General features: G+C 62.8%; 16 protein-coding genes and 1 tRNA gene. 3 read left to right on the forward strand and 14 right to left on the reverse strand.

The window, feature by feature from the left end; translation table 11 throughout:
• Positions 1-163 precede the first annotated feature (163 nt).
• A tRNA-Val gene (locus PQR08_RS22400) sits at positions 164-240 on the forward strand.
• 77 nt (positions 241-317) lie between these two features.
• Here the strand turns inward: PQR08_RS22400 and PQR08_RS22405 are convergent.
• The 4 genes from PQR08_RS22405 to PQR08_RS22420 all read right to left on the reverse strand — a co-directional run bounded on the left by PQR08_RS22405 (position 318) and on the right by PQR08_RS22420 (position 4426).
• Complete coding sequence (locus PQR08_RS22405; protein WP_187606313.1) at positions 318-536, reverse strand: hypothetical protein; 219 nt, start codon at positions 534-536, stop codon at positions 318-320.
• A gap of 94 nt (positions 537-630) precedes the next feature.
• Complete coding sequence (locus PQR08_RS22410) at positions 631-1971, reverse strand: DUF3100 domain-containing protein (protein ID WP_250484642.1); 1341 nt, start codon at positions 1969-1971, stop codon at positions 631-633.
• A gap of 58 nt (positions 1972-2029) precedes the next feature.
• Positions 2030-3541 carry an aldehyde dehydrogenase family protein gene (locus PQR08_RS22415; protein WP_250484643.1) on the reverse strand — a complete coding sequence of 504 codons (1512 nt, stop codon included), beginning with the start codon at positions 3539-3541 and terminating at the stop codon, positions 2030-2032.
• A 15-nt stretch (positions 3542-3556) separates the two neighbouring features.
• A complete protein-coding gene (locus PQR08_RS22420; protein WP_250484644.1) occupies positions 3557-4426 on the reverse strand; it encodes an NAD(P)-dependent oxidoreductase in 870 nt (289 codons plus the stop codon).
• Positions 4427-4561: 135 nt separating this feature from the next.
• Here PQR08_RS22420 and PQR08_RS22425 point away from each other — a divergent pair, with 135 nt between their 5' ends.
• Together PQR08_RS22425 and PQR08_RS22430 are read left to right on the forward strand one after the other, a co-directional pair.
• Positions 4562-5470: a LysR family transcriptional regulator gene (locus PQR08_RS22425; RefSeq protein ID WP_250484645.1), complete on the forward strand. Its 909-nt coding sequence runs from the start codon at positions 4562-4564 to the stop codon at positions 5468-5470.
• 44 nt (positions 5471-5514) lie between these two features.
• Positions 5515-6006 carry a nucleoside deaminase gene (locus tag PQR08_RS22430; protein WP_250484646.1) on the forward strand — a complete coding sequence of 164 codons (492 nt, stop codon included), beginning with the start codon at positions 5515-5517 and terminating at the stop codon, positions 6004-6006.
• Here the strand turns inward: PQR08_RS22430 and PQR08_RS22435 are convergent.
• From PQR08_RS22435 to PQR08_RS22480, 10 genes are all read right to left on the reverse strand, one after another.
• A complete protein-coding gene (locus PQR08_RS22435) occupies positions 5997-6737 on the reverse strand; it encodes a DUF429 domain-containing protein (protein WP_250484647.1) in 741 nt (246 codons plus the stop codon). The genes PQR08_RS22430 and PQR08_RS22435 overlap by 10 nt on opposite strands.
• A gap of 29 nt (positions 6738-6766) precedes the next feature.
• Positions 6767-7672: a catechol 1,2-dioxygenase gene (catA, locus tag PQR08_RS22440; RefSeq protein WP_250484648.1), complete on the reverse strand. Its 906-nt coding sequence runs from the start codon at positions 7670-7672 to the stop codon at positions 6767-6769.
• A gap of 221 nt (positions 7673-7893) precedes the next feature.
• Positions 7894-9108, reverse strand: a complete 1215-nt coding sequence (locus PQR08_RS22445) for a porin (protein ID WP_250484649.1) — start codon at positions 9106-9108, stop codon at positions 7894-7896.
• Positions 9109-9118: 10 nt separating this feature from the next.
• Positions 9119-10624, reverse strand: a complete 1506-nt coding sequence (locus PQR08_RS22450; protein WP_250484650.1) for an aldehyde dehydrogenase family protein — start codon at positions 10622-10624, stop codon at positions 9119-9121.
• Between the two features lie 11 nt (positions 10625-10635).
• Positions 10636-11100 (reverse strand): c-type cytochrome, encoded by a 465-nt coding sequence (locus tag PQR08_RS22455; RefSeq protein ID WP_250484651.1) that lies wholly within the window; start codon positions 11098-11100, stop codon positions 10636-10638.
• On the reverse strand, positions 11097-11582 hold the full coding sequence (locus tag PQR08_RS22460) for a c-type cytochrome (protein ID WP_250484652.1): 486 nt from the start codon (positions 11580-11582) through the stop codon (positions 11097-11099). Before PQR08_RS22460 ends, PQR08_RS22455 begins: the two co-directional genes overlap by 4 nt.
• The gene (locus tag PQR08_RS22465) at positions 11579-12100 is read right to left on the reverse strand and encodes a methylamine dehydrogenase light chain (RefSeq protein ID WP_035501898.1); all 522 of its coding nucleotides are present in this window, start codon (positions 12098-12100) and stop codon (positions 11579-11581) included. Before PQR08_RS22465 ends, PQR08_RS22460 begins: the two co-directional genes overlap by 4 nt.
• Positions 12101-12139: 39 nt before the next feature.
• Positions 12140-12784, reverse strand: coding sequence for a methylamine dehydrogenase accessory protein MauD (mauD, locus tag PQR08_RS22470; protein WP_250484653.1), 645 nt, complete (start codon positions 12782-12784; stop codon positions 12140-12142).
• Entirely contained in the window at positions 12781-13338 is a 558-nt protein-coding gene (locus PQR08_RS22475; RefSeq protein ID WP_250484654.1) for a MauE/DoxX family redox-associated membrane protein, read from the reverse strand. Before PQR08_RS22475 ends, mauD begins: the two co-directional genes overlap by 4 nt.
• Positions 13339-13347: 9 nt before the next feature.
• The gene (locus PQR08_RS22480) at positions 13348-14478 is read right to left on the reverse strand and encodes an amine dehydrogenase large subunit (protein ID WP_250484655.1); all 1131 of its coding nucleotides are present in this window, start codon (positions 14476-14478) and stop codon (positions 13348-13350) included.
• Position 14479: the final 1 nt, after the last annotated feature.

Raw genomic sequence — 14479 nt, forward strand, 5'->3', positions numbered from 1 at the left:
GTTCGATAATTTATGTTATGTAAAATCATCGACGCGCTGATCGATCATCCATAACTTCCAAGGGACACCGACATCCGACTGCCGACGGAGCGTCCCCAATCAAAAAATTTCGCCCAAAAACCCCCACAACGCGAAAGTTTCCCCTATAATTCGCGGCTTCCGTAGGCTCGTAGCTCAGCTGGTTAGAGCACCACCTTGACATGGTGGGGGTCGTTGGTTCGAGTCCAATCGAGCCTACCAGCGACATTCAAACGCACCGCGGCGATCTTTATCGCCGTGGTGCGTTTTCATTTCCGCGACCGCAATTCAGCGGCGCATCAGTCCCAGCAATTTCGGAACGCTACCGCGACGATCACCGGCACGGTAAGCACGAGCGGAATGGCGAAATACGGGATCTCGAGATGAACGATCCACGTATAGATCAGCCACGCGACACCCAGCGCCAGCGTGGCGATGCCGATGAGCGCCGTCAGCACATTGAGCATGCGAGGCGACATCGGCTTGCGGGAGGTTTCTTTGCCCGAGGGAGTATCCATGGCGGCGGGCGCATTCGAGCGCGAGAGAAGTACATCTCGATTTTATACCGCCCTGCCCGCCGCCGTAGTTCGTTTCCAGGCTTTCAAACCGGCTTCAGATATGGAAGAGCTGCGCCACCAGCGCCGCGCCCAGGAACGTCCCGGCATTCGCGACGAACGACACCAGCACGATGCGCCAGCCGAGCCTTCTGAACGCCGGAATGTCCTTCGCGATCGACAATCCCGCGAAGGTCAGCATCGGCGTCGTCACGCCGAGGAAGTCGTTCTGCGCGCTCGCCGCGGCGATCTGCGCACCCCACGGACACCACGGCGAAGTCAGGAACATCGCGACGATCGATACCCAGCACACAGCCGGAATCTTGCGCCCGGTCGCACGCGCGATCGCGTCGCCGACGATCGTCGCGAGCACCATCACCGCCATGCCGGGCAAGCCTTGCAGCGGCGTCGTGCCGTGCGTGATCCAGTCGGCGACGAGCGCCATCAGCGCGGTCGCGCCCCACGCGAGCATCTTGCCGCCGTAGCCGAGGTGAGGCGCCTCGGTCTGTACGTCGCCCAGTTTCGGCGCCGATGAAGCCGTCTCGCCCGCGCTCGACGCCTTTGTCTTGCGGCCGATGAGCGGCTCCAGCAGCCGATAGCCCCATATGGCCATCGGCAGCGAGATGAAGAGCGTGAAGTACGTGCCGATGGTCGTCGTGATCAGATTGCTCGCCGCCGCGAACGTGAGCACCGCTTTCGCCGTCTCCGGGTCCTGCTGCGCCGCGATCGCGCCCGACGCCGCCGCCATCATGCTGCCCGAGCCGACGCCCGAGCCCATCGCGAGCGCGAGCGGATGAAAGATGTGCAGGCTCGCGACGAATCCCGCGAAGATCGCGATGAACACCGCGCCGAACACCGTGCCCGTCAGATATTCCGCGAGCACACCGCGACCTTCGGCGGAATCCATGCCGTATTTTTCGCCGATGATCGCAAGACTCGGTTCGCGCCCGACGGAAAACGTCGCGCCGATCGCCTCGCGCTTGATGCCGAGCAGAAGCGCGAGCGGCAAGCCGAGCAGGATCGTGCCGACAAAGTGGCCGAGTTCCTGAAACGCGAGCGCCCAGCCCGCCGCGGCGAGCTTCGGCAATGCACTGCCGACCAGGAGGCCGAGCTTCGCGACGAACAGCAGGAGCGCGGGCTGCAGGATCGCGGCTGCGTAGAACTGGCTGCGCACGTCGAGCCGCGCCGGGCTTTTCCAGCGCTCGGAGACGAGACCGAGCGCGGCGCCGAGCAACAGCGCCCAGATCATCGGAAGCAGAATGACCTTGCCCGGACCGATCTTGAACGTGAACGACCCGATGAACTCCGCGATCAACAGAATGACCGCCGCATAGAAAAAGAGCTTCGCGGTTCTGAGGCCGCTTCCTTCCGCGCGATCCGCGCTCAACGTGCTTTGCATTCCCTTCTCCCCTTGATTGCCCGGACGCCGCGTCATGGCGACGCCCGGGCGTTTTTGATCATAGATAGCCGAACGTCGTGGCCGGATCCTTTGCCGTTTCGACCCACACGCTCTTGGTCTGCGTGTACTCGTAAAGCGCCTCGACGCCGCTGGATCGCCCGTAGCCGCTCAGACCATAACCGCCGAACGGCGACGCGACGTTGATCGTCTTGTAGCCGTTGACCCAGAACGTGCCCGCATCGACCTGGCTTGCGACGCGCAGCGAACGCGCGACGTCGTTGGTCCATACCGCGCCGGCGAGACCAAAGTCGGTGTCGTTGGCGATCGCGACGGCTTGCTCTTCCGTGTCGAACGGAATCGCCGCGACCACGGGCCCGAAGATCTCCGTGCGCGCGACGTCCATGTCGTTAGTCACGCCGGCGAGCACGGTCGGAGCGACATAGTAGCCCGCATCCGAGCGCTCGGCCGAGCCGGCCGCGAGCGTCGCGCCATCGGCGATGCCCTTGCCGATCATCGACATCACGTGATCGTACTGCCTGCGATTGTTGATCGGGCCGACTTCGGTCGCATCATCGAGCGGCGCGCCGACTCTGATCTTTTTCGCGCCCGCTGCGACCATCGCGACGAATTCGTCGTAGACGGAACGCTGCACCAGCAAGCGCGAACCCGCGACGCAGCTTTGCCCCGCGCCCGCGAAAATCGCCGCCTGCGCGGTCAGCGCGGCGCGCTTGAGATCGGCATCGGCGAAGATGATATTGGCCGACTTGCCGCCCAGTTCCAGCACGCAAGGCAGCACGCGTTTCGCCGCGCTTTCGGCGATACGCGCGCCCGTCGCCGGCGAGCCGACGAACACGACTTTCTTCACCGCCTTGTGCGCGATCGCCGCTTGCGCGACCGTCTGCCCGAGTCCCGCGAGCACATTGATGAGGCCCTTCGGCGCACCGCCGCGCTCCGCCAGCAAGCCGATCACGATCGATGTGAACGGCGTGAGCTCCGACGGCTTGAGCAGCACCGCATTGCCCATCGAGATGGCGGGCGCGACCTGCCAGCCGCACGTGAAGACGGGCGCGTTCCACGGCGTGATCTGCAGCACGGTGCCTGCCGGCTCGCGGCGCGTGTAGTTCAGATGCGAGGTCGGCACGGGGATGACGTCGCCATAGAACTTGTCGGCCCAGCCGCCGTAGTACTCGAACATCTCGGCGACCTTCGCGACTTCGCCACGGCAATCGCGAATCGGCTTGCCCGAGCCGCGCGCTTCCAGCCGCGCGATCTGTTCCGCTTCCTTGCGAATCTCGCGCGCGATCTCGAACATCACGCGGCCGCGCGCTGCATGTGTGAGCGCCCACCATTGCTTCTGCGCACGCGTGGCCGCAGCCGCCGCCTGCTCGACGACGGCCGCGCCGCCGTCCTTGTACGCGAGACTCGGCTTGCCGGTCGCGGCGTCGTAAAGCTGAATGCTTTCGCCCGCGCCTTCGATCAGTTCGCCACCGACATACGAGCCGATCGTCTTCGCGTCCGGAAAGAAATGTTTGAATGCCGCGAGAAGCTGTTCTGCTGCGTCGTATTCCATTTTTTTCTGTTCCCCTTACTTCGATTCGATGAACTGCACGATGCGATTGAAATCCTCCGAGTCGCCGATGCTCGCCTCGCTCGCCGCCCACAGGCGCCCCGCTTCCTTCGCGATGGGCGCATTCTCGTGGACGCCATCGAGCAGGGCCATTGCGAGGCGCACGTCCTTGCGCATGAGCTTCATCGTGAAGCCCGAGTCGAACTTGCCGTTGAAGATCCACGTCGGATAGTTGGTGAGCGTCGCGCTGTTGCGGCCCGAGCCGCCGTTGAGCGCCTCGACGAGCTTTTCCGGATCGACGCCCGACGCTTTCGCCGCACGCACCGCCTCGCTCGCCGCGAGCAGATGCACGCCCGTCAGCATGTTGTTGATGATCTTCGTCACGTGACCCGCGCCGACCGGCCCGACATGCACGCGCTTCGCGCTGATCACCGCGAGGATCGGTTCGACCGCGGCGACATCCGCTTCCGAGCCGCCGAGAACCATCGTCATCGTGGCGGTCGCCGCGCCTTTCGGGCCGCCGCTCACGGGGCCATCGACGAAACCGATCCCGCATTCCGCGAGCGCGGCCGCGACCTTCTTCGTGCTGGCCGGATCGGCGGTGGTTGTATCAACGACGATCAGCCCGGCTTTCCCGTTCGATGCGACGCCGTCCTTCCCGAGCACGACTTCTTCGACGATCGCCGATGTCGGCAGCGACAGTATCAACACGTCGACCTCGCTCGCGATGGCCGCAATCGACGCGCGCGCCTCGATGCCGTCCGGCTGCAGCGCCTCTGCCACGCCTTGCGCGGCATCGAAACCGAGCACGCGATACCCGCCGCGTCTGGCCGAGCGCGCCATGCCGCGTCCCATGTTTCCCAGACCGATCACACCTACCGTCTTCATCAGCGAATTCTCCTTCTCATGCGCGCCGTGCTTCGGGCAGCCGGTCCGCGTTCCTGTCATCTTCGGTCGTGAAAGCCGTACAATCAATCAACGCCAATATTGGAAGTGTTCTGATTTTTAGAACACTCGATTCCGATGACCGATAACCTCACCGACAGCCGCATCGTCTATTTCTTCGAGGCCGTGCGCTGCGGGACCATCCGCGCGGCGGCCGACTATCTCAACGTCGCGCCATCGGCGGTCAGCCGGCAGATCGGCCTGCTGGAAAAGGAACTGGACGCGGCGCTCGTCGAACGGCACGCGCGCGGCGTGAAGACGACCGAAGCCGGGCAATGCGTGATCGAATACTTTCGCGAGCAGCTCGCGCATCGCGACGATCTGCTCTCGCGTCTTCAGGCGTTGCGCGGATTGCGCACGGGCCAGGTGAATATCGTGCTCGGCGAAGGCTTCGTATCCGATCTTCTGTCGGGGCCGATGCAGCAGTTCTGCAAGCAATACACGGGCATCAAGGTGAACCTCGATCTCGGCGGCACCAACGATGTGATCCGCAAGATCTCCGAGGACGAAGGCGAGATCGGCCTCGTCTATAACCCGCCGCAGGAACCGAAGCTCGTATCGCGCGCGATCAAGCGACAGCCGATGATGGCGATCGTCGGCCCGGACTTTCCGCGCAAGGAGCGCAAGTCGATGAGCGTGCAGGAACTCGCGCAGCATCCGCTCGCGGTGACGCACGCGTCGTACGGCACGCGGCAGATGCTGCAGGCTGTGGAGTATGCGGAGAAGCTGAAGCTCGATCCGGTCGTGACGACGAACTCCATCGCCATTCTCAAGCAGTTCGTCAAGTCGGGGCTCGGTATCACCGTGCTGCCCGCGTTTGCCGTGACGAGCGAGATGGAAGCCGGCGATCTCTTTGCGATCGACATCACGCATCCGATTCTCGCCGATGCCGAAGCCCATCTCGTCACGCGCGCCGGACGCAGGCTATCGGTTGCGTCGAACCGGATGCTGCAACTCATGACCGCGCAGATGCGGGCGTTTCGCTAGTCCGTTAGCATCGTGATCGTGCAGTCAAACAAGGAGGACACGGCATGATCGACGATACAGACAAGAAGCATCTGATCCGCTGCATCGAACTGGCGCAAGAGGCGCTCGACAATGGCGACGAGCCTTTCGGCTCGATGCTCGTCGCAAGGGACGGGCGCGTGCTTTTCGAAGACCGCAATCGGGTGAGCGGCGGCGATCAGACGCGGCACCCGGAATTCGAAATTGCGAAATGGGCGGCGCAGAACGTGCCCGAAGCCGATCGCAAGGACGCGGTCGTGTACACGTCCGGCGAGCATTGCCCGATGTGCGCGGCGGCGCATGCGTGGGTCGGGCTGGGGCGCATCGTCTATGCGGCGTCGACGGAACAGTTCACGCGCTGGCGTGCCGAACTCGGCGCGAAGCCGGGGCGCGTGCGTGCGCTGGCGATTCAGGAAGTTATCGAAGATACCGTCGTCGATGGTCCCGTCGATGAGTTCGCCGAACGCATCAAGGCGCTTCACGTGGCGCACTATCGAAAGGCGGGTGCTCAGCAGTAGATCGTCATGGGTATGCCCGCCGCATCGGTCTCGATCTCTTCCGGCAGATGGAATGCTTTACCCGATGCGATGCGGCGTGCGCTCCATAGCACGGCGAAGGCGTCGAGCACATCGTCGCGCGAAGCCTGCGCGGGCTTGCGCGCGGCGAGCGCCGTGTCGACTGCGCTGCCGAAGCATTGCACGAGCAACGCGTGACGTAGTGCAAACCCCGGCGCGTGCGCCTTGCTTTCATGCAGGCCGTGCGCCGGGCCGCCCTGTTCCATTCGCAAGTGCATGAAGCTCAGTTCGGGATGCACTTCGAATACCCGCGCTGCTGCGCCCGCGCGCATGCGCAGCACATCATCGACTTCAGCGATCTTGCCGCGAATATGGAAAGCCTGAATGGAAATGCGCTTTCCCGATGCGGCGTGGTTGATGTCGCACGCTTCGCGATAGTTCGATGCGGCCAGTGCTGCGCGTGTCGGTGGAGAAAATACCGAGCTTCCGCGAGGACGCCCGAGCAGCTTGCGGGCGAGCGTGTCGCATGCGCGGGCGCCATTCGCGGCCAGTCCAATTGGAATATCGACGGCCACGATTGCATGCGCCCGCTCCCATTCGAGCAGGTCATCGAAGCGGCCGACGACGTTCGTCGTGATGACCCCGCTACGCCCGCATTGCCTTGCGACGAACCAGCCCGCCTTGCAGCCATCGACGCCCAATAGATCGGCGTCTACATCAAGCTCGTTGTTCATGCGGCAATGGTATCAACGATCGCAGATGCTCACGCCGCGCGCACGCGCTCCACTTCCGTGCCGGGCACGTCGTCCCGTTCACTGCACAGCGTGAAGTCGAAGTCGATGAGCGCGAAGCGTCCTTCCACACCGTACGGCTTGCCTTCCGCCCCTTCGGCCTTCTTCACTTCGGGCACGAGTCCGTCGCGCGTCGCGAACGCGAAGTCGTCCCACAGATACGGATCTCCGTCGATATTGATCTGCGTTGTCAGCTTGCGATAACCCGGCGCCGACACGAAGAAGTGAATATGCGCCGGACGATGACCGTGCCGGCCGAGCTGATCGAGCAATTGCTGTGTCTTGCCGCCGGGCGGCACGCTATAGCCGACCGGCACGACGCTCGTGAACGCGTATTGCCCGTCGCCATCGGTGCGAATCGAGCGGCGCAGATTGAACGCGGACTGCGACTTGTCGAAGTACGAGTAATTGCCGAGATGATTCGCGTGCCACACTTCGACCAATGCATTCGCGAGCGGCGCGCCGTCCTGCGTCAATACACGGCCACGCATCACGAGCGTTTCGCCGAGGCTCGTGCCATCGTCGAGTCGCGCATGTCCGAGCGATTGCGGCGCGCCCGACACATAGAGCGGCCCTTCGATGGTGCGCGGCGTGCCGCCTTCGAGACCTGCCATCGCTTCCTTTTCGTCGAGACGCGCATCGAGAAAATGCTCGAAGCCGAGACCCGCGGCGATCAGGCCGAACTCGCCGCTCTGTCCGGTTTCGCCGAGATAGTTCAGCGCGGCCCAGAACTCGCCCGGGGTAACGTCGAGGTCTTCGATCGTGTAGAAAAGATCGCGCACGATGCGGTTCACGATTGCTTTCGTGCGTGCGTCGCCTTCGTTCGTGGCGCTGTCGTTGATTTTTTTCAGCAGTGCGTCGATGGTTGCCCTGTTCATTTTTTCGATGTCTCCGTGAGTCGGTATGTGTGGGGATGTTTCGATGATCGATGCATTGCGATGGACGCTCGCAACGAAATTAAACGACACGCATATATCGGTCAAATCAACCATATATGCCGGCTCGCATCCATAAGATTGATCGGTCGAACCAACACGCAAACGAAAAAAACCCGGCAGGGAATCATCCCGGCCGGGTCAACGCACGCCCTCGGAAATACTTAGAAGTTATGCCGTATGCCCACCGTCACGGACAGTTGCCGGTCGCTGTTCGAGTTGGGCAGATTGGGAATCTGCGCGTAATTCGCCGGGCCGCCCGTCGCGGGATCGATGCCGAGTCCCGCTCCTACCGCCTTCTGCATGATCGCGACACCATAGAGCGCGGTGCGCTTCGAAAGCGAGTAATTCGCGCCGAGGTTCACCTGATGAAAGCGCGTCGATGAACCGCCGTCGGGTTTCGCATTGTTATAGATGTAGGCGAGGCCCAGTTGCAGGAACGGCGTGGCCGCGTAAGTCAGATTCACTTCGCCGATGTCGAATGCGATGTCGCGGCCTTGCGGATTGGCGCTATCGGCGAAGAACTGGCTATGCTCAAGGCGCGTATGCGTATAGGTCAACGCGATGGTCGCAGGCCCGATCGCATACGATGCGCCCGCGCCATACGCTTTGAGCGCTTCCGCATTCTGCAACTGACAATACAGCGCCGAAGGATTCGAGCAGGCGAAATCACCGATATAGCCGTTCGTACCGCCCAAAGCCGCATCGAGCGGATTACGCAGGTTCAGATAGCCCGCGCTGATGGAAACCGGCAAACGCGTATAAGCCGCCGCGACGGAATAGCCGCGCCGTTGTGCGAAATCGCCGGCCGCACCGCCGAGGCTATACGTGCCACCTAACGAGAAACCGTTCCAGTCCGGGCTCGTATACTTGATCGAGTTGTTGAAGTTGAACGCTTCGTTCAGGTTGTCGACGTCGCCGATGTGCGAGCCGTAGAGCGTCGCCCATGAATTGCTCGACACGTAAAGCCCGAGAAAGTCGGAATACGAATCGTACTGGCGTCCGAGCGACAACGTACCGAATTGCTCATGCGCCAGTCCCACCCAGGCCTGACGGTTGAACAGCGCCCCGCCCTGCACCAAGCCACCCGTTCCCGTATAGAAGCTGTTCTCCACGTTGAACTTCGCTTGCAAGCCGCCGCCCAGATCTTCAACCCCGAGCAAGCCGAAGCGCGAAGGCACGAGATTGCCGCCCGAGAATGCGAAGTTATGCCCCGAGCTGACGCTGCCGTCCGCGTTGGTAACTTGCTGATTGGTCGTGTAGGTCAGCCCGGCATCGACGGTGCCGTACAGCGTCACCGTGCCTTGCGCGGATGCGCTCGCGCACACGGCGAGCGCCGCCGTCGAAACAAGCTGCCGCGCGATCGTTTTAGTTGTCATGCGAGCGTCCTCACGCGTAGTTGATCAGCACCGACTTGGTTTCGGTGTACATGTCGATCACCGCGCGTCCGAGCTCGCGCCCGAAACCCGATTGCTTGAAGCCGCCGAAAGGCATCGCGTTGTCGAGGAGCGAATGACAATTGACCCACACCGTGCCCGCCTTGATGCGCGGCACGAGCTTGTGAATCGCCGAGAGATTGTTCGACCAGATGCTCGCGCCGAGTCCATAGGGCGTGTCGTTCGCTTTCGCGACGACGCTGTCGATATCGCTGAACGGCATCGCGACGAGCACCGGCCCGAAGATCTCTTCGCGCACGACCTTCATCGAATGATCCGTATCGACGAGCACGGTCGGCTTCACGAAGAAACCCGCGCCACCCTTGCGCGCACCGCCCGCGATCGCACGCGCGCCTTCATCGCGTCCCGCTTCGATATAGCCCAGCACGCGATCCATCTGCCGCGCCGACACGAGCGGGCCGATCTGCGTCGATGCATCGAGGCCCGGACCCATCGGCAAGGATTGAGCGATGGCGGCGACGCGTTCCATCACGCGATCGAATACCTTACCGTGCACATAGACGCGAGAACCCGCGGTGCAGACTTGTCCCGAGTTGAAGAAGATCGCATTGGCGACGCCTTCCGCCGCTTTGTCGATATCGACATCGGGCAGCACGATCACCGGCGACTTTCCGCCGAGTTCGAGCGACATGCGCGTCATGTTGTCGAGCGCCGCATGACCGATTGCCTTGCCGGTCGGCGTCGAACCCGTGAACGCGATCTTGTCGATGCCGGGATGCCGCGCGAGCGCCGCGCCCGCTGTGCGGCCGAGGCCCGTGACCACATTCACGACGCCCTTCTCGATGCCCGCCTCTTCGATCAGCATCGCGAGGCGCAATGCGGAAAGCGGCGTGTCTTCAGCGGGTTTCAGCACGACGGTGCAACCCGTCGCGAGCGCGGGCGCGAGCTTCCACGAAGCCATCAGCAGCGGGAAATTCCACGGAATGATCGCGCCGACGACACCCACCGCTTCCTTGCGCGTATAGCCGAAGAAATCGTTCGACGGGCTATACGGAATCGATGCTTCAATCGTGTTGCCTTCGATCTTCGTCGCCCAGCCCGCCATATAGCGGAAGCATTGCGCGGCCATCGACACATCGAGACCTTGCGCTACCGTCACCGGCTTGCCGTTGTCGAGCGATTCGATTTCCGCGAGCTCGCGCGCATTCGCTTCGATCAGATCGGCGACGCGCAGCAAGAGGCGTTCGCGATCGGTCGGCTTCATGCGCGACCACGCGGAGTCGTCGAATGCGCGGCGCGCGGCGAGCACCGCACGATCCACATCGGTTTCGTCGGCGCTCGGCACGCGGGCGAGCAGTTCGCCATCGGCGGGATTGATCACGTCGAGTGTCGCGCCGCTTGCGCTTTCCACCCACGCGCCGTCGATCAACATTTTCTTTGCCGATGCGACGAACGCGCGCGTCGAATCGAGTATCGCGAGATGCTGGCTGTTATTCATCAAGGTGTCTCCTAGTAGTGTTCGGGGACGGCGTCGACGCCGTTCTCCTGCAATTTCTTCACGAGCTTCATGCGTGTGCGCGCGACATCGGTGAGCGCGGGACGACGATGCGCCGCGATTTCTTCCGCCGTATAGGGCTTGAACGATGCGGGCCGCGATTGCTCGTTCATCGTCGCGAGCAGCCAGTTCAGGACGTTCGCGAGCTCGGCATCGTTCAATGCGGAATTGGCCGCGCCCGGCACACGCATCACGAACTGACGGCCCTCGGGCATCGAGACAAAGTGACCGAGCGAGTTGCGCAACGCGGGCACTTTGCCGGGGATGCCGGAGCCATCGGCGGTGTGACATCCCATGCAATTGAGGACCCAGTCCTGACGCGCGCGCGGCGCGTCGTACTCCTCCGCCTGCGCCTGCGGTGCGGCCGCCATGAAGAGCGCGGCAAGCGCTGCAGCCACGAGGACCGCGCGCGGCTTCATAGCCCGAGGCCCTTCACGACCGCATCGCGACGCTGATGCACGGCGGTCTGATCGAGCGGCCCCGCGCGCCATGCCTTGACCTCGGCGACGTCGAAGGGCTTGGCTGAACCGTGCTCCGCGTTCAGATCGAACACGACGTAGTTCAGCACGTCGGTGATCTCTTCATCGGAGAGCGATGCGAAGCTCGGCATCTTGAAGTTGTAGCTCTTCTCCTTGACCTTGATCGGACCGAACATGCCATAGAGCACGGTATGCCCTAATTGGGAACGGCCATCGGGCGATCCCGCATATTTGCCAGGATACTCGACGAGCGGCGGCGCGAGTCCGTCCATGCCCTTGCCGCCCGCCTGATGGCAGACGGCGCACTTGCCGTCGAATGTCGATTTGCCGCCGGGATAATGCACCGTTTGCGCGAATGCCTGAGGCGCAAGACTCATCGCACCGGCGGCGAGCGCCGCCATCAAAACACTTGCCGTCTTCATTGCGTTGCCGCTCCCAACAGTACCGATACCGAGCAGTGGTAATTCGAATTGCCGTTCGCCATGCACCAGTTGATATCGTTATTGAGCGACAGCTTGTAGAGCGGCTTCTCGCGTTCATTGCGATTGCAGAAGCAACGCCCGCAACTCGTCTTGCCGCAGCAGTCGTTGTAGGACACGATGTAGTCCGAGCCGTCGTGGGGATTGCGGCATGTGCCGATCCACGTGATCGGCGACGGCGTCGTGCCCGGCGGGCAACTGCTCGACGTGCCGCCGCAGCAGCTGCAAAGCCAGCCGTCGATCGCGCAATACTTCCAGTAGTCGCAGCTCGTCGGATCGTCGCTTGCCGATGCGCCCGGCTTCTTCGGCTCCGTCGCATACGCGGTCCGATCTACCGGGAGCAGCGGCACCATTGCCGAGCCGACTAGCACCTTGCCGAGCTTCGCCATCGCACTGCGCCGCGAGCTGCGCTGCGCGACGCCGCGCGCCTTATGTTCGAAGAATGAATCCAGCCATTTCATGGACGCTCACCTGTAGGAATGAATGATTTATTGGCGTCTTCAGGCGTGCTGCCCGACTTGACCTTCATGTTCGTGATGCGCGTGATCGTCATGCTTGCCGTGCACGAACTCCTGCAGCGAAGCGACACCGCGTTCCTTCGCTTCGAACAGGCTTTCCAGATGCTCACGCGTATTCACGAGACCCTTCGCACGGACCTTGCCTTCTTCGTCGAGCAACACGGCATAAGGCAGCTTGCCGATCTGATAGGAAAGGCCGAGTTCCTGCGACAGCACATACGGGTATTGCGAGAGACCGGTCTTGCGATAGAAGGCCGAATGCTCGTCGAATTCGCCATCGCTTGCGAGCACGATGTCCGTATTGCCTTCGCGCGCCTGGATCGACGGCAGCAAGGGCAACAGCTTCTTGCACACGGGGCACGTCGGCGAGAGGAAGAACACCAGCGTGTTGCGCTTCGAGTTCGACAGGCCGCCGACCTTCACCGCGCGGCCCGCGATATCGCCCAGTTCGAACACCGGTGCAATGGCGCCGACTGCCGGGCCCTTGTCGATCATGAGTGCGCCCGCGGGCATCATGCGTTCATAGAGAATGCCGACTTGGCGAACGAGTGCGAGACAGATCGCGCCGAGCGCGAGCAAAGCGGCCCACGACAGTGCGGCCGAAATCATCAGGGCGGTTTGCATCATGAATTCCTCAGAGAATCGAGCTTGGGAAGATTGACCAGCAGCACGTCGAGCGTGAACCACGCGGCGACGGCGAATAACGTGCAGGCGCCCGCGCTCAGGTAGTCGAACCCGATGAGTGCGCGAGCAGTAGAAGGTACGAGCGCGGCGGCTGCGAGCGCGGCCAGCATCAGGGCGCGCGATACATGCCACCAGCCGATGGACTTGGGCGCGCGTTCCGTGGCGCGTGCCGCGATGAAGCCCGAGCAGCCGCAATCGATATCGGTATGACCACGCAACACATTGATCGCGAGCGCCGCGCCGAAGAGCGTGAACAACGCGATCAGCACGAGCGCGCTGACCGTGCGCGTATCGGCGAACAAGAGGCCGATTGCGCCCGCGCTTTCCAGCGCGGGAAACGCGAACGACAAAGGCGTCAGCGCGAACGACGGCAGCAACGCGAACGCTTCGAGCGACGCGCGAAAGCGCGCCGGCTCGCGCCACTTCGGCGCGGCGCTCGCGAGCGCGATGATCGTCGCGGACGCGATGCACACCATGAGAATGACGGGATCGATCATCGCGTCACCTCAGGGATTGAGCAGCAGCGTCGACGTCGTGCCGAGCTGCTTTTCGACGTGCTGGCGCTTGCCGGTCGTCGCGTCGATCAGGACGAGATCGGAGGTCGGCGTAAGGCCGTAGAAGAGCGGCTTGTCGTCGGTGCTGACCTGAATCGAGAGGAGCGGGTCGATCTTCTGCTTCGCGAGATCCCAGCGCGCCACGCGCTTCTTGCTCTCGGTGTCGTAGACCCAGATCTCGGTGCCCGGATCCTTGTGCGAGCCGTCCGCGCCCTTGTGCATCGCGACGTAGAGGCGATGAGTGGCCGTGCTCAGCGCGGTCTGCTGCAAGCCGCCCGGACGCCAGCCTGCCTTGCGCTCCTGATCGCTCAGCAAGGACCACGATGTGCCGAACACAGGCGCATCGCCGGAGAAGTCGGCGGTGCGCACATTGCCGTGGAAGGTCGTGAACACGTACTTGTTGCCGTCACGCACGGCGTTGACGAACGCAGGATCGTGATCGACATCGATGAACGCGTCGGAGAGCTTGCGGCTCGCTTCCTTGCCCGTGGCATCGAGCCTGACCGTGAGCGCCTTGCCGCTTTCGCACAGCGCCGAGAAGCGGTCGTTGCCGCTCGGATATGCGAGCACGCAGCCATCGGTATCGATCTCGCCGAGCACCTTCTTCGCGGCCGTATCGATGACCGTTACCGAGGTCGACGGCGTGATGTTCGACACATACAGGCGGCTGCCGTCTTCCGAGAGATTCGTGAGGTAAGGCGTCGGCACGGTCTGACCGTGCTTGGCCGGGATCACGATTTCACCGGTCACGTCGAGTGTCGTGTTATCGATGATCTCGACCACATCCGTACGCGCGCCGTGACTGCCGCGCGCGAAGTACGTCGTCGCGACATAGCTCGTCTTGTGATCGGGCGAGATCGTGAAACCCGGAGCGAAGCCGGCGTCGATTTCGCCGACGAAGCGTTTCGTGTCGCCGTCGAACACATGAACGCGCGCATCGGTCATGCTCGCAAACGAGACATCCGTGACGAATACGCGATGCGGGCTATACGGCGGCACCTTCGCCACCGTCAGTTCTTCCGGCTTTTCGGCCGCGCCCGCGTGCGACTGACACGCAAGCAATCCATAGAATAAGGCCCCCATG

This window comes from Caballeronia jiangsuensis, assembly GCF_046030135.1.
Lineage (GTDB): Bacteria > Pseudomonadota > Gammaproteobacteria > Burkholderiales > Burkholderiaceae > Caballeronia > Caballeronia jiangsuensis.